The organism is Amycolatopsis sp. NPDC003676 (assembly GCF_053587275.1).
The window spans coordinates 18,789-38,875 of sequence record NZ_JBSFNS010000011.1; the positions used below are offsets into that span (position 1 = coordinate 18,789).

General features: G+C 68.5%; 20 protein-coding genes and 1 tRNA gene. 12 read left to right on the forward strand and 9 right to left on the reverse strand.

The annotated features are described in order from the left end of the window. Positions 1 to 334 precede the first annotated feature (334 nt). Positions 335 to 1,633: a DUF4041 domain-containing protein gene (locus ACWDNU_RS09440; protein ID WP_449668442.1), complete on the reverse strand. Its 1,299-nt coding sequence runs from the start codon at positions 1,631 to 1,633 to the stop codon at positions 335 to 337. 407 nt (positions 1,634 to 2,040) lie between these two features. Beyond that, a complete protein-coding gene (locus ACWDNU_RS09445; RefSeq protein ID WP_449668443.1) occupies positions 2,041 to 2,790 on the reverse strand; it encodes a hypothetical protein in 750 nt (249 codons plus the stop codon). Between the two features lie 148 nt (positions 2,791 to 2,938). Here ACWDNU_RS09445 and ACWDNU_RS09450 point away from each other — a divergent pair, with 148 nt between their 5' ends. From ACWDNU_RS09450 to ACWDNU_RS09465, 4 genes are all read left to right on the forward strand, one after another. After that, positions 2,939 to 3,139 carry a hypothetical protein gene (locus ACWDNU_RS09450; RefSeq protein ID WP_449668444.1) on the forward strand — a complete coding sequence of 67 codons (201 nt, stop codon included), beginning with the start codon at positions 2,939 to 2,941 and terminating at the stop codon, positions 3,137 to 3,139. Between the two features lie 222 nt (positions 3,140 to 3,361). Then, the gene (locus ACWDNU_RS09455) at positions 3,362 to 4,288 is read left to right on the forward strand and encodes a hypothetical protein (RefSeq protein ID WP_449668445.1); all 927 of its coding nucleotides are present in this window, start codon (positions 3,362 to 3,364) and stop codon (positions 4,286 to 4,288) included. 328 nt (positions 4,289 to 4,616) lie between these two features. After that, a tRNA-Met gene (locus ACWDNU_RS09460) sits at positions 4,617 to 4,687 on the forward strand. A gap of 269 nt (positions 4,688 to 4,956) precedes the next feature. Continuing rightward, positions 4,957 to 5,820, forward strand: coding sequence for a hypothetical protein (locus ACWDNU_RS09465; RefSeq protein WP_449668446.1), 864 nt, complete (start codon positions 4,957 to 4,959; stop codon positions 5,818 to 5,820). Between the two features lie 185 nt (positions 5,821 to 6,005). Here ACWDNU_RS09465 and ACWDNU_RS09470 read toward each other — a convergent pair whose 3' ends face one another. Then, on the reverse strand, positions 6,006 to 6,902 hold the full coding sequence (locus ACWDNU_RS09470; protein WP_449668447.1) for an SMP-30/gluconolactonase/LRE family protein: 897 nt from the start codon (positions 6,900 to 6,902) through the stop codon (positions 6,006 to 6,008). Positions 6,903 to 6,971: 69 nt separating this feature from the next. Between ACWDNU_RS09470 and ACWDNU_RS09475 the strand changes: the two genes are divergently transcribed. After that, positions 6,972 to 7,433, forward strand: coding sequence for an Lrp/AsnC family transcriptional regulator (locus ACWDNU_RS09475; RefSeq protein WP_370935758.1), 462 nt, complete (start codon positions 6,972 to 6,974; stop codon positions 7,431 to 7,433). Between the two features lie 33 nt (positions 7,434 to 7,466). Here ACWDNU_RS09475 and ACWDNU_RS09480 read toward each other — a convergent pair whose 3' ends face one another. After that, on the reverse strand, positions 7,467 to 8,342 hold the full coding sequence (locus ACWDNU_RS09480) for an alpha/beta hydrolase (protein WP_449668448.1): 876 nt from the start codon (positions 8,340 to 8,342) through the stop codon (positions 7,467 to 7,469). A gap of 101 nt (positions 8,343 to 8,443) precedes the next feature. Here ACWDNU_RS09480 and ACWDNU_RS09485 point away from each other — a divergent pair, with 101 nt between their 5' ends. Beyond that, on the forward strand, positions 8,444 to 9,280 hold the full coding sequence (locus ACWDNU_RS09485) for a helix-turn-helix transcriptional regulator (protein ID WP_449668449.1): 837 nt from the start codon (positions 8,444 to 8,446) through the stop codon (positions 9,278 to 9,280). Between the two features lie 217 nt (positions 9,281 to 9,497). Here the strand turns inward: ACWDNU_RS09485 and ACWDNU_RS09490 are convergent, their stop codons facing one another. The 3 genes from ACWDNU_RS09490 to ACWDNU_RS09500 all read right to left on the reverse strand — a co-directional run bounded on the left by ACWDNU_RS09490 (position 9,498) and on the right by ACWDNU_RS09500 (position 12,134). Beyond that, positions 9,498 to 10,040: a hypothetical protein gene (locus tag ACWDNU_RS09490; RefSeq protein WP_449668450.1), complete on the reverse strand. Its 543-nt coding sequence runs from the start codon at positions 10,038 to 10,040 to the stop codon at positions 9,498 to 9,500. Between the two features lie 633 nt (positions 10,041 to 10,673). Continuing rightward, positions 10,674 to 11,501: a DUF1932 domain-containing protein gene (locus tag ACWDNU_RS09495; RefSeq protein ID WP_449668451.1), complete on the reverse strand. Its 828-nt coding sequence runs from the start codon at positions 11,499 to 11,501 to the stop codon at positions 10,674 to 10,676. 57 nt (positions 11,502 to 11,558) lie between these two features. After that, positions 11,559 to 12,134, reverse strand: coding sequence for a PadR family transcriptional regulator (locus ACWDNU_RS09500; RefSeq protein ID WP_449668452.1), 576 nt, complete (start codon positions 12,132 to 12,134; stop codon positions 11,559 to 11,561). Between the two features lie 68 nt (positions 12,135 to 12,202). Here ACWDNU_RS09500 and ACWDNU_RS09505 point away from each other — a divergent pair, with 68 nt between their 5' ends. After that, the gene (locus ACWDNU_RS09505) at positions 12,203 to 12,592 is read left to right on the forward strand and encodes a nuclear transport factor 2 family protein (RefSeq protein ID WP_370935764.1); all 390 of its coding nucleotides are present in this window, start codon (positions 12,203 to 12,205) and stop codon (positions 12,590 to 12,592) included. Then, positions 12,589 to 13,347 (forward strand): SGNH/GDSL hydrolase family protein, encoded by a 759-nt coding sequence (locus ACWDNU_RS09510; protein WP_449668453.1) that lies wholly within the window; start codon positions 12,589 to 12,591, stop codon positions 13,345 to 13,347. Before ACWDNU_RS09505 ends, ACWDNU_RS09510 begins: the two co-directional genes overlap by 4 nt. A gap of 82 nt (positions 13,348 to 13,429) precedes the next feature. Here ACWDNU_RS09510 and ACWDNU_RS09515 read toward each other — a convergent pair whose 3' ends face one another. Next, positions 13,430 to 14,296 (reverse strand): SAM-dependent methyltransferase, encoded by an 867-nt coding sequence (locus ACWDNU_RS09515; protein ID WP_449668454.1) that lies wholly within the window; start codon positions 14,294 to 14,296, stop codon positions 13,430 to 13,432. A gap of 121 nt (positions 14,297 to 14,417) precedes the next feature. On the opposite strand from ACWDNU_RS09515, the gene ACWDNU_RS09520 reads away from it, so the two are divergent. From ACWDNU_RS09520 to ACWDNU_RS09530, 3 genes are all read left to right on the forward strand, one after another. Further along, positions 14,418 to 15,194: a hypothetical protein gene (locus ACWDNU_RS09520; protein ID WP_449668455.1), complete on the forward strand. Its 777-nt coding sequence runs from the start codon at positions 14,418 to 14,420 to the stop codon at positions 15,192 to 15,194. A 93-nt stretch (positions 15,195 to 15,287) separates the two neighbouring features. Next, positions 15,288 to 16,109 (forward strand): hydrolase, encoded by an 822-nt coding sequence (locus tag ACWDNU_RS09525; RefSeq protein WP_449668456.1) that lies wholly within the window; start codon positions 15,288 to 15,290, stop codon positions 16,107 to 16,109. A 214-nt stretch (positions 16,110 to 16,323) separates the two neighbouring features. Continuing rightward, the gene (locus tag ACWDNU_RS09530) at positions 16,324 to 17,937 is read left to right on the forward strand and encodes a DHA2 family efflux MFS transporter permease subunit (RefSeq protein WP_449668457.1); all 1,614 of its coding nucleotides are present in this window, start codon (positions 16,324 to 16,326) and stop codon (positions 17,935 to 17,937) included. Between the two features lie 6 nt (positions 17,938 to 17,943). Here the strand turns inward: ACWDNU_RS09530 and ACWDNU_RS09535 are convergent, their stop codons facing one another. After that, positions 17,944 to 19,122: an MFS transporter gene (locus ACWDNU_RS09535; RefSeq protein ID WP_449668458.1), complete on the reverse strand. Its 1,179-nt coding sequence runs from the start codon at positions 19,120 to 19,122 to the stop codon at positions 17,944 to 17,946. Positions 19,123 to 19,197: 75 nt separating this feature from the next. Between ACWDNU_RS09535 and ACWDNU_RS09540 the strand changes: the two genes are divergently transcribed. After that, positions 19,198 to 20,064 (forward strand): LysR family transcriptional regulator, encoded by an 867-nt coding sequence (locus ACWDNU_RS09540; protein ID WP_449668459.1) that lies wholly within the window; start codon positions 19,198 to 19,200, stop codon positions 20,062 to 20,064. Positions 20,065 to 20,087: the final 23 nt, after the last annotated feature.

Sequence of the window (20,087 nt, forward strand, 5' to 3'; positions counted from 1 at the left end):
GGGAAGGCCGGTCGATGCAGGGTGAGGATGGCTTGCAACGCCGAGGCCAGTGCTTCGGCCTGCTGGGCCTTGACCGCAGCCGCGAGCGACCTGGACGACGTCGCGGTGGAGGTTCTGCGGGCAGGCGTTCGCCGGCTGCCGCCGAGTGACGTGGAGAACCCCACCGGGCCGACGCCCGTCGAGATGCTCGCACGACCGCCGCCGACGTGGACCCGGGCGGCTCGTGGCCCGACGCTGGCCCGCAGCCCTCGGCTGGATGCCCTGACGCGCACGCCCGGAGCCAACTTCACTGAGAAGCCCATCTCCAGTACCTCCCTGCCTGTGCGGTTGCCTGCTACGACGCCGCAGGGACAGATAACTCGTCGTTGCCGCGGGCCAACTGCCTGCTGGTGCGCCATTCCTGCGCTTCGGGCTCCTCGACGTAGTCGACGAGGTTGTCCTTCAGCCCCAGGTCTTCGAGGATCGCGAGGATCTCGGATGGAGTAGCGTAGAAGAACTCGCGCCGAAGGTTGACCCGGTTGACGCGGCGGTCGGCGAGGTGCTGGTGCAGCCGTGTTTCGAGGCTCACCGCGTCGGCGTCGAAGATCTTGGCGTGGACGTCGAACCTGAACGGGACCGAGGCGTCGCCGAGTTCGCGGACGCGTTCGAGCGGATCGAGCCGCCGGGTCAAGCCGATCTTGACGACACCGTCGCCGAAGGAGCCGACGTTGGAGATCACGTAGACCCAGCCGGTGCGGATGTTCGCCTCGCGTTCCTCGACGCCTCTGATGGCGTCGCCGATCTCGTCCAGTTTGGCCTGTGCTGCTTCGGCTTGCTGGTCGTCGCCGGACTCGGCCCACTTCTGCAGGACGTTACGCCAGTGCGCTTCTTCCTTCGCCAGCCTGGCTTTTTCGCGCTCGAACTCTCGCTGAGCCTGCTGTTCGTCCCGTTGGCGTTCCCGTTCGGCGCGGATGCGTTCCTTTTCTTCTTCGACCTTGGCGAGGTGGTCGGCGGTGAGTTCGAGTTCTTCGAGCCGCAGCCGGTGATAGCTGGGGGAGATGTTGATGTTCATGGTCTTGCCGAGGCGCGAGATGATCTCGCGGGTCTTGCTCAACCGGTCCTTGGCGGAGTCGAGCCGATAGGGGCGCATGGATCGCACGCAGTTGTCGGCTTCGGCGTTGTAGGCGCGCAGCATCAGTTTGGAGAAGTCGCGGACCATGCGCTGGCCTTGGACAGCGGAGCCGTTGACCGTCCAGTCGGTGCTGGCGGTGATCGCGTGGTTGTTCTTCGCGGAGACTTTGATGGAGTCCTTCAGCCGCTGCAGCGCTGCTTTGTAGGCGACGGCGTCGGCGAGCCGGTGCCGGAACTCGTAGATTCCGGCCTCCTGGAGCAGCGCGATCTCCTCGGTCTCGACGATTTCGCCGCGGACCGACGCGAGCTTTGCGGATGCCTCGTCGATCTGCCGCTGGATCGAGGCAAGGTGGGCTTTCGCGCCGTCCCGGTCCTGTACCTGTGTGTCTCGCTGCTTCTGCGCCTCTTGCTCGAGTTCGGCGAGAGTCTGGCGCATCTGCCGGATTTCTCGCTCGGCCTCCAGGGCGTCCCGGCCGCGGAGTTGTGCGTATTTGGTCTTGAGGTCCGTCAGTTCCGCGTTCAATGAAGCGTTGTGTGCGCTGAGTTCACGGACTTGTGAGACGGCTTGGTGGAACTTGGCGGTCTCCGCGGCCAGTTCGGCTTCGAGTTCCCGAGCCCGTTTCCGGGAGCCGAACAACCCGGGCTTGCCCGATGCGGGAGCGGGACCTGCCTGGGGCGGTTCCGTTTCAGATTGCGGGTCGGCTTCGAGCGTCCACAGCTGCCAGAACTTCGGCGGCGCGGGCCAGTCGGCTGGCGGCTGCCAGCCAGGCGGAGGCGTCCAGCCGACGGGGACGGCCGGCCAGTTCGGTGGCGGATTGAACCGATATCCCATACCGCTGCCCTCCGCTGTTCACGATCACAGCAGGAGTCGCGACTCCGCGAGATCATGTTACATCGTCAGACCCCGCTTGCCTCGAAGCCGAGGAGCCCCTACCGAAGGCCGAATTTTCTTTCCAGGGCTTCGACGGCGTTGCTGTAGGCGGAACGGCCCGGGTCCGCGACCCAGGTGCCCCCGAATGCCGGGACGAACCCCAGCGACGCCCAGGTGCGGCGGACCTTGTCGAGAGCCGGTTCGAAGACGCTGGCGTGTCGGAGGAGGCTGCGGTCGAGGTCGATCGGGAAGGGCTGGACGGCGATGAGGCGCGGGTCGCTGCAGATCCAGCGGAGGACACGGGCAGTAAGCAAGCGTCCGATGCCGCCGAGACCGCGCCAGGCGGGCGCGAGACGTACCCGGTCGACGATGACGACGTGGGTGCCGAAGGCGTGGGGTGTGCTCTGGAGGCGGTCGTCGAGACCGAGGAACCCGTACTCGTCGCGGTTGCCGAACAGCGGGATGAACTTGGCGTAGTCGGGGCTGCGCGCGTCCAGGGCGTCGAAGATTCCGTCGACGTGCTGCAGGTCGACGGTCAGGCCGCTGGCTTCGAGAATGCTGACGTCGACGTAGCCTTGCGGGTCGGGTTTCGCCGAGAGGGTGGCGTTCTCGGAGAAATACCATTGATCGGCAGGGTCGTCTTCGTCCGGCGACACCGTCATCCCGGCGGTGGCCCACCAGTCTGATGTTCCGGGGTCGGTCAGGTCGCTGCCCGCGAGGTGCGCGTGGCTGTCGAACCGTAGTTCCAGGAATTCGAGTTGATCGAGCAGCTGTCCTGAATCCACGCTGTCGGCGGGTGAGGGTGCCATGTTTCGGTCTTACCGCTGTCGCGTTGTCGGTTCAATGTGGTTGCGGTGTCGGCGTTTACCCGCGAGGAGCGGACCCGGGTTGGCTCCTCGCCCGTTTCGTTGATCCGCAAAGCCCTTAGCTGCCAAGGTCAACGAACAACTGCACCGCATGGTCGAGGACCATCCCGACTGCTTCACCGCGTTCGCCACGCTGTCGGCCACCGCCCCCGACGCCGCCGTGGCCGGACTGGAGCGCGCCGTCGGCGAACTGGGCTTTGTGGGCGCAGAACAGGGCGAATATTCACTCAGACGGAGCAAGTTGTGCATAAGCACTGCGTTGCCGGTACAGGAGGCACCGCGGCCCGCCTGATGGCTGCCCGGTCTGGCTGGCCTGGTGAACAGTGCACCAACCACGGATACAGTGCTTCGGCTTTTTGTCGGGGGTCGGCGCTAACCTCGCGGGCCGATGCAGACACGAGGAGGAGATGTGACGACCGCATCTGAGCGCACCGGCGTTGGGAGCGCTGTAGGTAGCACGCCAGACGTCCCAGACTCGCCAGCGTTGCGCGGTTGCCGACGTGCGTGGCCTCTTGTGGGCGGATCGCTGAAGCTGGTCAGCGCGGCTCTGGGCTGGTTGTTCGCACCGGACCGGCTGGGCGTGTTCATCGCGTTCGCGGAGCGAGGCCTGTGTACGGATGCCGAAGCCAGGCGTGCACGGTGGAGCGCTTATCGTGCGGAATACGGAGCCTTTTACATCGTCGGGACAACTACCTCCTTGATTGCCTTGGCGAGGGTGTGGCTGGAGCGTCTGTCGATCGAGGCCCAGCATCTGGTCATGCCTGCTCTGGCTGTCTTGCTGGTCGTGCCGATCGGTACTTTGTGCCTGAGGGCGTGGGGTGCTCGATATGCACACGACCGAATTCAGCTCCAGATCGCCAAACTTCTGTCGGCGACCCGCGAAGTGGACGAAGTCGCCACCAGCCCGTCGACTGGCTGCCGGGTCGGCAATCCTGCTCGGTTGCAGCAGCGCAGGATTCGGACTCTTCGCAGTCTTCTCCGCAAGGCAGCCGCCAGCCTCCCGCGGGAGATCACGTGCCTGAGCGGGCGAGGTCAGCAACGGGGCGATTCCCTCGTGGGTGACCGGGTGAAGAGCGGCCTGCTTCGGGCTTTGACCGATGCGCCGCGACCGGCGAAGGTTTCCGCTCGTGACGATCTGCGAAAGCTGCTGGCGGCTCTCTCTCAAGCCGTACTCACTGCCGATCCTCACGAGAAATTGGAGATAGCGTTGCGCGGTTTTCCGGCAACCTGCGCGCCAGGCTCTGAGCCGTTGAAGACTTGGTCCTGGCGCTGGTATTCGCTCACGACACCTACGCTGCTGTCCGTCCTTGCGGTGCCTGTTCTCGCTTTCGTCCTGGCCAAGCTGGCGAACTCGTCTACCTCGATCGGGCTCGCGGCTGCGGGAATGGGGACGGCCCTTCAGGCAGCAGTGAAGTATCTCGAGTACCGGAGAAGTGACTAGCTTGCTGCTCTGCGTGAGCGTCTGTGGTTAGGGGATGTGGTATCGAGTCGCATGTTCGTGCCGCGACAACTGGTTTGGCCAAACTGCTGTGTGCTTCGCGTCGGAGCGAGCTGCTGACGCCTCATTTCGCAACGCGCCGGTCGAGTCAGGAGCAACAGCGGTCAAGGCCCCGTCTCGGGGACGCTCACAGGTGCTGCGGCCCGTTCACTGCTCGGTGGGTGGCTGCCGGGCAGGTAAACTGGACGCCGGTTGCGATCCCCGATTCGGGGGATCTTGCCAAACCCAAGGGATTTTGCCGCCAATGCTCGCCGTCGACCTGTGTTTTCGCAGGTCAGCACACCGCTCGGCCCAGGAGGACTCATAATCCCTTGGCCGTCGGTTCGAGCCCGACCCGGCCCACTCTGCCTTCCCTTTGCTTAGGGTGTGACCTGCTGAAACGGTCTCGTGAACGATCTTGAACCGAGGTCTCGCGGGAGCGCCGGAGACGAGTTCGGCGCTGGCAACCCAAGGGATTGTTCGAACAAGCCGGTTTTCCTGACCGCCGTTGAGGCGTCTGTGGAGGCGCTCGAGCCCGATGGCATCTCGATGCTGACTCCGGAGATCGACGGCGGGAGCTGGAGCGGTATTCCGACGTTGAAGGCACTGCGGGCCACTGCGAAACTGGCGAAATGAGCAAGGAGTTGATCATCAGCCCTCGCAGTGGGCGAGTGAGAGCGGAGTTGGCCGACGCAGGTGCCTGGAGTTCGTACGCGGCAGCACTGCGCCAGGTGCTCGGAGCGGTGATTGCGAAGAGCGGCACTGGCTTTCTGGAGGTCGGCGAGTTGCTGGTGAATGAACCCCTTCTGGACAGGCACCTCGGCCTTCGCAACGGCGCGGAGGTCCATTTCCCGCAGGCGATTGACCTTGTCGAGGGAATGGCAGCGGGGCGCGGACCGTATTGTCGGCTTTCCGTCTCGGGGCGGCTTCAGATCGAGTCGGGATGGGACGGGGCGATACACCTCTCCATGACGCGAGCGGTTGCCGCTGATCTGGCGAGACTCCGTTGCCAGGACGCGATTCTCCAGTGGCGCGACGCAGCTCCTGAGCCCACAGCGATCTTGAATCCTGTTGGTGCCGTAGCGGACGAGAACTTTTGGGAGACGGTGGCGAAGGTCTCCGAGCGCTTCACGTTGTTGTGCGAGCGCTGGGCGTACGGTGCCTCCGGGTGCCGATGGTTCCGCGTAAGCCGGGAGAACGCAGCCGAGGTGGCCCGACTCATGCGACCGCGTTCACTGGTTTGCGTGATAAGCGATCCGGCATTGCAACCCAGGCCTGAGCTAGTGGAGGACGACTTCACGGCCTTCGTAGCCCCATTGCTGCCCGGTGAGTTGTCCTATCGGGCCTACCCCGGTGGCGCCGATACGCTTTCTGCGGTTACGGGTGCGGGTTTCTCCCTCATGCTGGCGGACAGAGTGATGGGCGATTGGTGCGCCGTGGTGCCGGACTCGGACGGGGTGAACAGGGCGCAGTGGGAAAGCCCGGGGTGGCCGTAGTTCGATTGCCCGCACTCATGCGCCAACACTCGGAGTGAGCCGGGCGGGATGTTCCGAAACTCGACCGCTCCCGTCCCCGCCGCCGGAATCGTCTCGAGACAGCTGAACGCGATCAGCGCGGTCGTTGACCCTGCTGGCGCCAGAGTTCCGCGGCAGTGATCGGCCGCTGCCCGGGCGGGCTCCGGTCAGCGAACCCCGTTGAAGTTGACGCGCAGGGTGTAGACCGAACTGGACGCGGTGATGAACAGTTCGTTGCGGCGCGGTCCGCCGAAGGTCAGGTTCGAGCAGATCTCGGGCATCAGCAGTTTGCCGATGCGGGTGCCGTCCGGTGCGAAACAGTGCAGGCCGTCGTGGGCGGCTGCCCAGACTCGTCCGGCGGTGTCCGCTCGGAGCCCGTCGAAGGCGCCGTTGTCGCAGGTGCCGAACACCTCGCCGCCGGTGAGCTTGCCGTCGTCGGTGACGTCGAAAACCCTGATGTGGCTGGGATTCTGCCGCGTGTCCGCGATGTAGAGCTTGCTCTCGTCGGCGGAGAAGGCCAGTCCGTTGGGCCGTTCGAAGTCGTCCGCCACGATCCGGACCTCTCCGTCCGCCGGGTCGACCCGGTAGACGTGGCAGGCGCCGATCTCGCTTTCCGCTTGGTGGCCCTCGTAGTCGCTGTCGATGCCGTAGCTCGGGTCGGTGAACCAGATGGACCCGTCGGACCGTTCGACGACGTCGTTGGGGCTGTTGAGCCGCCGGCCGCGATAACGCTCCGCGAGCACGGTCACGCTGCCGTCCGGCTCGGTGCGCGTCACGCGCCGGTGGCCCTGCTCGCAGCTGATCAGCCGCCCCGCGCGGTCCCTGGTGTGGCCGTTGGCGTAGCCCGAAGGCTGCCGGAACACGCCGACCTGGCCGGTGGTCTCGTCCCAGCGCAAGGTCCGGTCGTTCGGGATGTCGCTGAACACGAGGTACCGGCCGGCCGGGAAGTAGACCGGCCCCTCGGTCCAGCGGCACCCGGTGTGCAGCCGCCGCATCCACTCGTCGCCGTTGCAGCGCGCGAACCTCTCGTCCAGCACCGCGAACTCAGTCTTGATCGCGTCCACTGACTACCCCCAGTCCCTGAATGTCATCTCGCAGCCAGCTTGTCTTGCCGAACCTGATATCGTCAAGCTGTGGATGACTTGGATCGCGGACTTCTCGCCGAGCTGCAGCGCGACGCCACCCAGGCCTACGCCGCGCTGGGGCAGGCCGTGGGACTGTCCGCGGGCGCCGCGCACGAGCGAGTGCGGAAGCTGCGCGAACAGGGCGTCATCCGGCGGACCACCGTCGACGTCGATCCGTCGTCGGTCGGCCGGGGCGTGGCGGCGTTCGTGCTGGTGGAGGCCAACGCCTGGATGGGCGACTCGCCGACGAGCGAAGCGATCGAGGCGCTCCCCGAGGTCGTCGAGGCGCATGTCATCGCGGGCCCGGCGGCCCTGCTGGTGAAGATCCGTACGTCGACTACGGAGGAGCTTCAGGCATCGCTTCGCCGCCTCTACGCGATCGATGGAGTTACGAGCACCCAGGCGATCGTCGTCCTGGAGACCTTCTTCGAACGTCCGCTCGACACTGCTTCCGGGATCGCCGGACAGTAAACCCGCGGCGCGCAGGACCGTGCCGCCCAGCGATCACAGGTGCTTGCCGAAGAACTCCGCCAGCTTCTCCGCCGCCGCGCCGACCGCCGCCGGCCGGTCGTAAAGGTCCACATGGGACGCTCCGGGGACGCGGAACATCTCCTTCGGGCCGGTGGCTCGCTGGAAAGCCTCGATGCTCATCCACGCGGTCTCGGCGCGGTCGCCCACGATCGTCAGCAGCGGTCGCGGACCGAGCAGCGAGAGCGGCGCGAAAGCGTCGAAGAACGCGAGCCGGTCGATGCTGTCCCAGGTCAGCGTCTTGGCAGATCGGGGGTGCGCGCCGCGCGGGGTGCAGTAGTACTCCCAGCCCTCGTAGGCATGCTGGCCGGCGACACGGGCTTCCTGCTCGTTCGCGGGGAAGACCGGCAGGCCGCCGGCAGCGGTGCGGGAAGCGGTCAGCATCGCGTCGAACACCGCCGGGTCCTGGGTTCCGTCGGCGCCGAGGCGCAGCTGGCGGGAGACGTCGGCGGCGCTGACCGTGGCGACGGCGCGCACTCGGCGGTCGGTGGAGGCGGCGGTCAGCGAGTAGCCGCCGGACGCGCAGATGCCGAGCAAACCGATTCCGGCGGGGTCGATGTCCTCGCGGCTCGTCAGGTAGCTGACGGCGGCTTTGAAGTCCTCGACTCGCTGCGCGGGGTCTTCGAGTCCGCGCGGCAGGCCCTCGCTTTCGCCCTGGTAAGCGGCGTCGAAGGCGAGAGCGGCGTAGCCGTGTGCGGCCATCAGTTCGGCGTACGAGCCGGCAGTCTGCTCCTTGACACCGGTGCCCGGGTGCCCGACGACCAACGCGGGATGCGGACCGGGGGTGTCCGGGAGATAGAGATGGGCGGCGATGCGGAGGTTGTTGCTGAGGAAGGAGACGTCGTTTTGCATGTCTCCAGCTTCGGCGCGGTCCGGAGCCGCGACCAGGGACAGTGCTGCCTATGCACCCCAGTACCAGGCAAGCAGCCCGACCCGCCCGGCACACTGGTGGCATGGCAAGCGAACTGGGCGACTTCCTGCGCGCCCGCCGGGCGGCGCTCGACCCGCGACAGGCCGGGTACCCGGACGACGGACGGCGGCGGCGTGTCCCCGGGTTGCGCCGCGAGGAGCTGGCTCAGCTCGCACACCTCAGCATCGACTACATCGTGCGTCTCGAACAGGGCCGCACGAATCGCGTTTCCCGGTCAGTGCTCGACGCGCTGGCCGATGCCCTGCAGCTCGCGCCGGACGAACGCGCGTACCTCTTCACGGTCGCCGACGTCGCGCCAGTCTCCCCGCGGCAACCGGCCCGGCCCGAGGTCGCGCCCCGGCTGCGGCAGTTGCTGGACACGATGCGCGACGTTCCGGCGATGGTGCTGCACCGCCGGATGGACGTGCTGGCCTGGAACCGCGGGAGCGCCGCGTTGCTCACCGATTTCGGGAAACTGCCAGCGGCCGAACGAAACCTGATCCGGCTGACCTTTGTGGACGAATCGTTCCGGTCGTTGTACGCGGACTGGCCGCGGGCCGCGCGCGAGTGCGTTTCGGTGCTGCGGATGGAAGCCGGCCGGACGCCGCACGATCCGGCGTTGAGCGCGCTGGTCGGAGAGCTGAGTGTGCGGGACCCGGATTTCCGGCGGTGGTGGGCTGATCACCAGGTGCGCGGGCCGCGGGCGCTGTCGAAGGCCTACCGGCATCCGGTGGCGGGGAAGCTCGAACTCGACGTCCAGCAGTTCACAGTGGACACTCATCCGGAGCAGCTGCTGGTCGCCTATACCGCGGAACCGGGTTCGCCGAGCGAGGAGGCGCTGCGGTTCCTGCTGCAGTGGTCTCCCGAACGAGCCCGCTGAAACGCGGTGCCGGTTCTCCCGGGCTAGAACACGGTCAGCACGGAATCCGGCGTAACGTGGTCCCGCCCTTTGCATTCATGAAATCCGGCCGAATCGGGGCGATTCGTCCGCGACATGGCGCGAGCCGCGCGCGGTCCGGATGGCGTGGAGCCGTTCGACTTCGGCGTCCGAGAGAGCGTGTTTGTCTTGTCGCCTCGGCCGCGGTACTTGCCTTCGATCATGTGCGGGGCGAGTAGGCTGGGCGGGATCTCGACGACGAGGAACCCGGTCTCGGTGTCCTCGGCGCTGGCGGGGATGGGGTGGCACTGTACGAGCAGAACTGCAGCACCCAGTGCTCGACCACCTCGCCGGTGCAGGGCAGGTCGCCTGCTCGCCGGGCCTCCTGCCGGCCCCGGCACAGCGCCCGGATGCCGTAGACCCCGGGACCGTCCAGAGACAGGGTCCGCTCCGAGACCCCGGACGCGACGAACGCCAGCCGGACCACCCCGGAGGTCATCGGGATCCGGTCCTCCCACGCGGTGTCCCAGCGGTCGGCGGCCGCGGGCGGGACACCGTCCCAGAACTCCAGCCGCACGCCCGCGCGATGGGCGGTGCCGCCGCTGCGGAAGACGGCTCCGTTCTTGCCGGTCAGCAAGGTGTCCGGGGATCCGAGCGCCAGCCAGCCCGGCTCGCCCGGCGGCACCCGCTCGTCGTCGATGAGGCCGAACTTGCCCCACTCCACATCCGCGAAGTCGTCCAACGACGACACCAGGCTCGCCACAGCATCCTTCCGGCAACTCTCGAAGACTGCTCGCCACCACACGATACCGGTTGCGCCGTGTCGACGACCTGAGCCGAGTCCCGGCGGAGGCAGCGTTTCTTGACCGCTGCTGAGGTGCGCGAGGTGGCTTCGAGCGGCCGGGCACCGGCTGGAGAACGCGCTTGGGCGCCAAGAATCGCGCCGGTTCCGCGATCGGTCGCTGCTTCGACGACGAGGACCTTTCGGTCCCGCCTTCCGGGATCGGGCGCCTGAAATGCCCACGCCACCTTGCGAGCACGGTGGCGGATCAGCGACGAGCGCGTCGTGCTCTCGCTGCGGTCATGATCCGAATCGGCAGCGCGGCCTGGTGATGACGCCAAGAGGCTCGCCCGTACGAGGCGTGGCCGGCTCGCGGTGCCAATTTCCTCGGGCCATTCGTCTTCTCGTCCGGTTCGGAGAGGTGCGCGCGGGTCGTGCTCGGCAAGGGCGCGACCGGTCGGTGTCGACGTGTGCTTCGACAACGTCGGCGGCGATCATGTGCGGGCCGCCGTCGCCGAGCTGAGCTTGCATGGCCGCTCAACCGGTGGATCCGGTGAAGCAAACCCCGGCGAGACCCTGCTTCGGAGACGCCGTGACGGCATGATCCCGTGGCCGCTATTCGCGATGCAGGTGGCGCAGCGTGGCCGGAAGGTCGAGGTCGAAGTCGTCCTTGTCGTCCGCCCAGCGCGACAGCACCTCGGTCGAGCCGGTGGCGAGGGCGTCCGGAAGGCCGAGCTCCCGCGCGGTTTCCGCGACCTCCAGCATTTCCGGCGCCCAGCGCCAAGCGCGCGCGGCTGCGGACGGCAGCCCGTCCGGGTCCGCCAGCGCGTTGCCGCCGAAGGCGTTCGCTTCCCTGAGCAGGTGTTCGCCGACGCTGTAGTCGTCGGCGATCGCATGGCTGAGCGCGGCCAGCACCCGCGAAGTCTTTTGGAACGATCCGTAGGCCATCTTCAACGCGCTCGCCGAGCCGACGCGGTTTGCCAGCGGCACCGGTTCGGCGTTGCCGGCGGCCAGCAGCCCCCGTACCAGTTCGACGGCGTTCTCCGGACCGGACAGGTAGAGCCGCGCGGTCGAATGCCCGTCCGGGGGCGGCCCGATGATCGATCCGTCCACCACGGTCGCGCGGAGCCGGCCGGCGATCGCGATCATCCTTTGTGGACTGATCGCGTTCGCCTCGACGTAGATCCCGCGGTAATCCCCGATGTCCGCGGCGACCTCCTCGGCCGCGGCGGGCGGGCAGATCGAGAACACGACCGCGCTCCGCTCGAGGAGAAGGGGAATCGTCTCCACCGCGGTCAGCCCGGTCTCCGCGGCTCGGCGCGCTGTTCCCGCCGACCGTCCGGCCGGGCACCACAGCACCTGGTGCCCGCCCGCGATCAATTGCCTCGCGATGGCCGAGCCCATCCGGCCCGGATGCAACAGTCCTACCGTCGAAGCCGCCACAGCAAGGGGTATACGTCAGCCAGGACGGTTCCGCCACCTCGGCCGACCGTCACCGCGCTAGGCAGGCTTGGAAACGCTCGATTCGGCGCGCTGCCGGAGGATCCGCGCGGCGTGCTCGCCCCACCGCAGGTTCTCCTGCTCGAACGAGATGCCGCGCAGCAGAGTCAGGTAGGGCCCGACCCGGTCGTTGTCGCGCAGGTAATCGCTTTCCGTCCGGCCGTCCAGCATGCGCTCGCGCAGCCGTTCGAAGCGGGCGAGCTTGGCGCGGCTCCATTCCATGCGTTCCTCGACGGCGGCGATCACCGCTTCGGCGTCGCCCGCGTCGCTGCCCTGCACCTTGACCAGGAGGTCGTCCCGGATCGTGGTGGGCTGGACCGGCGTCGCGGTGAATTCGTGCAGGGCGCGCCGTCCGGCGGGAGCGAGGCTGAACATCCGCTTGTTGGGCCGGCGTTCCTGTTCGACGACGCGCGCGGTGATCATGCCGTCGGCCGAGAGCCGTTCGAGTTCGCGGTAGAGCTGCTGCGGGGTCGTCTGCCAGAAGTTGGCGACCGACGCGTCGAACGACTTGGCCAGGTCGTAGCCGGAAAACTCGCCCTCCAGCAGGGCCGCGAGGATCGCGAACTTCAAGGACATCTGGACACCGTAGCATCGAGGCGATTAATCTCATCTGCACCTAATCAACAAAGTTACTAGGAGGCTGCGTGCACCCGCTCCGAGAGGCAGTCGAGAACAACGACCACGCGGCCGTCGAAGCCCTGCTTGCCGACGACGTGACCTTCACCAGTCCGGTCGCTTACCGGCCGTACCCCGGCAAGCCGATCACTGCGGCCATCCTGCGCGCCGTGAGCGGGGTCTTCGCCGATTTCCGCTACGTCCGGGAGATCTCCAGTGCCGACGGCCGCGACCACGCGCTGATCTTCACCGCGCGGGTGGGGGACAAGGAGATCAACGGCTGCGATTTCCTGCACACCAACGAAAACGGGCTGATCGACGACTTCACGGTGATGGTGCGCCCGCTCTCCGCGGCGACAGCGCTCGGCGAAGCGATGGCCGCCCGGTTCGAGCAGATCAAGCAGGAGGCCGGTGCGTGACCGTTCGTTACGTGGCCTTGGGCGACAGCCAGACCGAGGGCATCGGCGACGGCGACGAGGCCACGGGCTACCGAGGCTGGGCGGACCGGTTCGCCGATCATCTCGCCGCCACCGGCGAGCCGGTGGAGTACGCCAACCTCGCCGTCCGGGGACGCCTCGCCGGTCAGGTGTGTGCCGAACAGCTCGCCCCGGCGCTGGCGTTGCGTCCGACGCTGGCCACTGTGGTCGCCGGAATGAACGACCTGCTCCGCCCGGGCTACGACGCCGGCGCGGTGGGGGATCACCTGACCGCCATGTTCGCCGCGCTCACTGCCGCTGGCGCCGACGTGGTCACCCTCGCCTTCCCCGACATCGGGAAGATCGCGCCGATCGCGGCACCGTTGCGTCCGCGAGTCGCCGATCTCAACCGCCGGATCCGTTCCGCGGCGGCCCGATACGGGGTGACAGTCGTCGGCACCGACCGGCACGAGGTCGCCGGCGATCCGCGGCTCTGGTGCGCGGATCGCTTGCACGCCAACCCGATCGGGCACGCGCGGATCGCGGCCGCCGTCGCGCACAGCCTCGGCCTCCCCGGCAGCGACGACAGCTGGACCGACCCGCTGCCGCCCGTCGCCCGCCCGCCAGCGTGGCGCACTGCGGGCACGGAAGTCCGGTGGCTCGCCGAGTTTCTCGGTCCCTGGCTGGTCCGGCGACTGCTGGGCAGGTCTTCCGGAGACGGCCGCACCGCGAAACGTCCGTTGCTGCTGCCGGTGTGAGCGCACGTTGGCGGGACCGGCTGGCCTGGCCCGCTCGACGATCACGAGTCCGCCGACGCTCGCGAACTCGCGTACGCCGTGATTACTTCGCTTCGGCCAGCACCGAGCGTTCGATCTCCGACACCGGCAGGTTTCGTCCGGCAGGGCGCAGATAGCGGGTGGTGAATTCCTCGGGCCCGGCTTGTTCTCGTTCGCTCCAGCCGTATTCGGCGAGGAAGGCTTCGACGCGGCCGGGCGTCAGGCCGAAGCGCCAAAGCCGCTGCTTGAGAACGAAGTCGGAGTAGGCGGCGTCGGCGCCGTAAAGCGTGGTGCCGTCGAGGAAATCCTTGCGGACGTAGGTGAAAACCAGGCGGCTGCCCGCGGGTGCGGCGGCTAGGAAGTCGAACGTGCGGTGGACGCCGTCCTCGGTGAGGTACTGGGTGACCGCTTCCCAGACGAAGAAAGTACGCCGGGCGGAGTAGCCGTGCCGGGCGAGGGCGTCGGCGAGGTTCTGGGTTTCGAAGTCGACCGGCACCAGCTTCACGTTGTCGGGGACGCGGCCGAGCGCCTTCGTGAGCGCGGCACGTTTGCGGTCGATGTTGGCGGGCAGGTCGACCTCGTAGACCGGGATCTTCGCGAGGGCGGGCAGGCGGCAGGCGCGTGTGTCGAAGCCCGCGCCGAGGATGACCACCGCCTCGATCCCGCCGTCGTCGATAGCCTCGCGGAGGGCGTCGTCGACATAGCGTTTGCGGCACAGCATGCTCGCCCACAGGCCGGGGATCTTCTTCTCCGCAGCGGCGATCAACGCTCGCCGGATCGGCCGGTATCTCGTCAGCGCGACGGCGAACCGCCCGGCGGCGGGCAGGAGGCGGCTGGCCCACGGGTCGTCGATCAGCGGCCGGGCTTCGTGCTGGTCGGCGGCGACGATAACCATCGGCCCGACCGCGGTCCGGTCGGCTCCGGTTCCCATGAGGCGCTCCTCGGTCAGGTCAACGAAGATTCCGTTGCGGGCCAGTCTTTCCGGCACACCGCGGGCCACGATACGCGTTCAGCCGCCCGGCCGAGGCGGAGACCGCGAGCTTGCCGTCCTGGTGAGCGCGTTCGACGACGCCGCCAAGGAGGGTGCGCCGCCATCGGCGGATCGCGCGGATCTGTCCGTGGGCTCGGGCGAAGCGCTCGGTCCGCCGAATTCCCCAGCGATCCCGCGCCTTCAGCTATTTCTGCTGCTCGACGGACGGTTTGACGCCCAGTGTGCAGTGAGGTTTGCGCCATTCGAGTGTTTGGCGAGCGAAGCGATTCCGATTCCGGCCGGGGCGGCCATGCTGTGCTGCATGGCGTCCATGTGGCTGGCGGCGTTTTCCGTCGGAGTCGGGGTCGCGCTGGTGGTGGCGGCGCTGCTGCTCGGCCGGCACCGGCAGCGCGGGAACGTGCACGACATTTCTCGGCAGACACGTGCGGAACCCCTGCCCGCCGCAAAGCGTCGTCCTGCTGAGCGGCCTGCACCTCCTCCGGAGAATCGACGACCGGTGCCGCAGGCCGCGGAACTGGCCGGGGTTCGGGTGCGGATAGCGGCGAGCGGGCGCGGACTGGCGGTGTACCGGCAACAGGGCAGCTCATGGACTTGTCACGTCGAACTCGGGTGGAGAGAAATCGAAAAGGTGTATTTCACGTCAGGTGGGTACGATTCCGCCGTTGCCCTGTACGCGACCACGAGTCAGGGCAAGCGCAAACAGCACTTGGCGGACTCTCGGCAGTTGAACGGCGGGCAGTGGAGCGAACTCGCTTCGGTCGTCGAAGCTTGGACCGAGGGCAGGTTGGTCATCGATCTTTCCGCGCGTACCGATTCCCGTTTCGGCACAGATCTCTGATGAGCTGCTGCTCCGCGCGTGCTGGTCTCGCCGGATTGCGAGACTGGACGATTGATTGACCTCTAGCAATATCGAGGTTCGAGAATCGCGATCATGACACTTTGGATCTGCGACCGATGCGGCATCGAACAGCCCGGCTCCCCGGAGCCCCCGCATTGTGTGCTGGACCGCGGCGAGGTCGGCATCGAGGAGCGCGGGGATTTGGGCCCGCACTTGGGGAGTTGGCGTACTCACGAACAGCTTGCCGCCGAACCGCATGAGGTGCGGCAGCGGGATCACGGTCGCGGGGTGCACAGCCTGCGGCGGGAACCGGTGGTGGGCATCGGGCAGTGGTCGTTCGTCGTGCGGACCGCGCGGGGGAACGTGCTGTGGGATCCGCCGACTTCCATTGAGCCGGACACGCTCGCCGCGGTTCGGGCGCTCGGCGAGGTCGTCGCGGTGGCGACCAGTCACCCGCACATGTTCGCTGCCCAGGTCAGCTGGAGCCACGCGTTCGGGCGGATTCCGGTGCTGGTCAACGCCGCGGGCCGGGAATGGCTGGGCCGCACCGACCCGGTGCTCGAGTTCTGGACGGAGCACGCCGAGCCGGTGCCCGGGGTCGAGCTGATCCAGGTCGGCGGCCACATGCTGGGCAGCGCCGTGCTGCGCACCCCGGACGGCTCGCTCTTGTCCGGCGACTCGATCAGCGGCGGCCTGGCTCCGAACTGGGTGTCGTTCCAGCGCAATTTCCCGAAGCACATCCCGCTGTCCGCCGCGGTGGTCCGGCGGATCGTCGACCGGCTTGACGGCTGGTCCTACGACCGGTTGTACACGCTCGGCGGCGACACCGTCGACGCGGACGCCAAAGCCGTCGTGCAGCGCTCCGCCGAGGCGCACATCCGTTGGGTCAGCGGCGAATTCGACCATCTGACCTGACCGGTACCAGAGGGTGGCGCGCGGTCGCCAGCTGCGCGCCGCCGTCCTCTCCGATCCGGTCGGCCGCTCTGCCGCCGGATCTCGCGCTCTCGTCTCCGAGGATGGTTAGCTTGTTAGGATGCTAGCATTCTAGCGAGACGACCTGAGTCGGCTCCCGGCGACCGGTTTCCGCCGGGCGGCTCAGGCGGGGTGCGGAGGTCTGGGAGGAATGCGAATGAAGCGTTGGCGCGGCAATCCCTGGGCGGTCCTGGTGACGCTCAGCCTGGGATTTTTCCTGACCCTGCTGGATTTGACGGCGGTCAACGTCGCGATCCCCAGCATGATCGAAACCATGGGCGCCTCGCTGGACGAGGTCTTGTGGGTGATCAACGTTTACATCCTCGTCCTCGCCGCGCTGCTGATCGCCTTCGGCAGGCTGGGGGACGTGTTCGGGCCGCGCGCCATGTTCGTCGCGGGCACCGCGGTGTTCACGGCGGCATCCGTCCTGTGCGGGCTGTCGCGGGATCCGGCGCAGCTCATCGCGGCCCGGGCAGTGCAGGGGCTCGGGGCCGCCGCGCTGGCGCCGCAGACGATGACGATCATCATCGGCACGTTCCCGCCTGCCCGCCGTGGCACGGCGCTCGGCGTGTGGGGAGCGGTGGCCGGGGTGGCCACGATCGCGGGGCCGACTTTGGGCGGGCTGCTGGTCAGTTCGGCCGGGTGGCGGTGGATCTTCGTCGTCAACGTCCCGATCGGCCTGCTCGTGCTCGTGCTGGCCGTGCTGCTGGTGCCGGACCTGCGGCACGGCGCCCGCCGTCGGGTGGACGTTCCCGGCGTCGTGTTCGCCGCGGCCGCGCTCGCGTGCCTGACGTTCGCGCTCACCGAGGGGCAGCGGTACGAGTGGAACGCGACGATCTGGTCCATGCTGGGCGCGGGCGTGCTGCTGCTGGCGGTATTCCTTGTGCAGCAACGGAACCGGCAGCGAAACGATCCGCTGCTGCCGTTCGTGCTGTTCCGCGACCGCGGTTTCGCGGTGATGAGTTTCGTGTCCGCGACCGTCCAAGTGGGAATGATCGGCCTGTTCCTGCCGGTGATGATCTACCTGCAGTCGGTGCTGCGCTTCAGCGCGGTCGAGGCCGGGCTGGTGATGGCTCCGGCGATGGTGGTCTCGGCGGTGCTGTCCCCGGTCGCGGGCAGGCTGGCCGACCGGCTCGGCGGCAAGTACGTCCTGATGACCGGCCTGGCGCTGTTCGCGGCCGGAATGGCGTGGCTGGCAGTCGCGGCCGACGTCGGGCGTGCGTGGTGGGAGTTCCAGCCCGCGCTGCTCGTCGTCGGGGTGGGCATCGGCGGACTGTTCGGCCCGATGGTCACGGTCGCGATGTACCGCGTCGAGCCCGCGATGGCCGGAGCCGCTTCCGGCGTGCTGAACTCGATCCGGCAGATCGGCACGGTCATCGGCAGCGCGGCGGTCGGCGCGGTGCTGCAAAACCGGCTCGCCGTCTCGCTCCGGGAGGAGGCGGCCGCGCGCGCCGCCGCTCTTCCGGAGACCGTCCGCGACCGGTTCACCGCGGCGTTCGAGCACGCGGCCCGGAGCGGGACGGACATCGGCACCGGGCAGTCCGGCGCCGCGGTCCCGCTGCCGTCCGGGACGCCGGCCGCGGTGGTCCACGACGTTCAGCAGGCCGCCGCCTCGGTGTTCGGGCAGGGAGTGGTCGACGCGATGCGGCCGACTCTCGCGCTGCCGGTCGCGGTGATCGCGATCGGCGCCGTCTCGTGCCTTTTGGTCCGAAGCCGCAGGTCCGATCAAGTGCGGGAACCAGCCGATCTTGGCACGTCCGCGGCCGGATGAAGCACTTCAAGCCGCACTGCGGGCGCGGGAACCCGTCGCGAGCAGCGCAACGACGAGAAGGACGGCGACGACCCCGGCGAAGGCCAGCGCGGAAGCACGCAGGCCCCACTGGGCGGACGCGGCGCCGGCCAGCACCACCGGGACCGAGATGCCGAGGTAGACCACCAGGAAGAAGCTGGACATCGTCCCGGCTCGCTGGTCATCGGGGGTGCGCGAGCCGACCGCGGCCACCGCGCCGCGGAACGCCACTCCCTGCCCGGCGCCGATCACGATCGTCGCGGCCGCCAGCACGACCGCGGATTCCAGGCCGATCGCGGCGGCCAGCCCGGCGACCCCCGCCAGCACCACCGCGCAGCCGATCGGCAACGCGCGGGCGGCGGGGACGCGCCGGGAGACGATCTGGCCGCCGGCCGACGCGGCGAACATCGCGAACACGACCAGTCCCGGCGCCACCGGACTGTGCACGTCCAGCAGCCGCACCAGCATCGAGGGCTCGACGGCGGCGACGAGACCGAACACCGCGAACGCGGCGAACATCGCGGTGGCCGCGGGCAGGAACACCGGCCGGACCTCGGCGGGCAGCACCGGCCGCACGATCCGGAACCGGGACCCGGCCTCGGCGGGCCGCGGTTCGCGCGTTCGCCACACGACGCCGGCGGCGGTCGCCAGCAGCGCGAGGTGCACCAGAAAGGACAGTTGCAGCGGCGCGGGCGCGACCGCGGCCAGCACCCCGCTGAGCAGCGGCCCGCATCCGAGGCCGAGCATGTTGGCGACGGTCGCGACCAGCCCGGCGTGTGCCTGGTTCCCGCGCGGGTGCAGTTCGCCGAGCGCCGCGGTCGCCGTGCCGGTGACCAGGCCGGCCGAGAACCCGGAGAGCACGCGACCGGCCAGCAGCGCGGCGATCCCGGCTCCGCTCAGGAAAGCGGCTGCCGACAACGCGGCGCAGGCCGCTCCGGCGAGCAGCACCCGCCGTCGGCCGAGCACGTCCGAGGCACGGCCGAACAGCACCAGCGCCGCGATCACCCCGCCCGCGTAGACGGCGTAAAGCAGCGTGCTCGCGAGCTCGCCGAACCCGAACTCCCGCTGCAGCAACGGATACAGCGGCGTCGGCAACGTCGTACCCGCCATTGTCACGCCGAAGGCGAACGCCACGCCCCAGAAACCCACTGCCTGCTGAACTTTCATGCAGACCAGCGTCGCCCGGCTGCCACGACCAGTCCAACAGATGCTTCCGGTGCCATCGATCGATACAGTCGATCCATGGAGTTGCGCCAGCTCGAACACTTCCTCGTGCTCGCCGACGAACTGCATTTCACCCGCGCCGCGGCCCGCGTGCACCTGGTGCAGTCGAGCCTGTCCAGTTCGATCGCCGCGCTGGAACGCGAAGTCGGCGCCGAACTGTTCACCCGCTCCCGGCGCAAGGTGGAGCTGACCGAAGCCGGCCGCGCCCTGCTGCCGTCCGCGCGCCGAGCGGTGGCCGCGGCCGAAGAAGGCAAGGACGCGGTCGCCGCCGTCCGCGGGGTGCTGCGCGGCCGGGTGCGGGTCGGCGCCATCCAAGCGATGGGCGGCGTTCCGTTGCCCGGTCTGTTGGCCCGCTTCCACGCCCGCCACCCGGCAGTGCACCTCCACCTGCGCCACGATTCCGTGCCCCGGCTGATCCGCGACGTCGTGGACGGCGAACTCGACCTCGCCTTCGTGGACCGCCCCTTCGACACCCGGCACGTCGAGCACCGCGCGCTGGCCGCCCAATCGCTGGTGCTGGCGGTGAAGGCCACCGATCCGCTCGCTGAACGCGATCGCGTCGCCCTCGCGGAACTGTCCGATCGCGACTTCGTCGAATACCGCGCGGATTCGGCCCTGCGCACCCGGATCGACGCCGCCTGCGACCACATCGGACTGTCCCGGCGCAGCATCTGCGAGGTCGACTCCGTCCACGACCTCCTGGACGTCGTCGGCGAAGGAATCGGCATCGCGCTCGTTCCGCCGGAAACGGTGCGGCACCATCCGGAAGTCCGCACTCTGGCCACTGACCCGAGCATCGAGCGCGAAGTGGTCGCGGTCCACGCGGCCACTCGGCCGCCGACTCCGGCCGCGGCCGCGTTTCTCGCCCTGCTTCCTCGCGGGTGACTCTGGCCGGACTGTCTACTGTG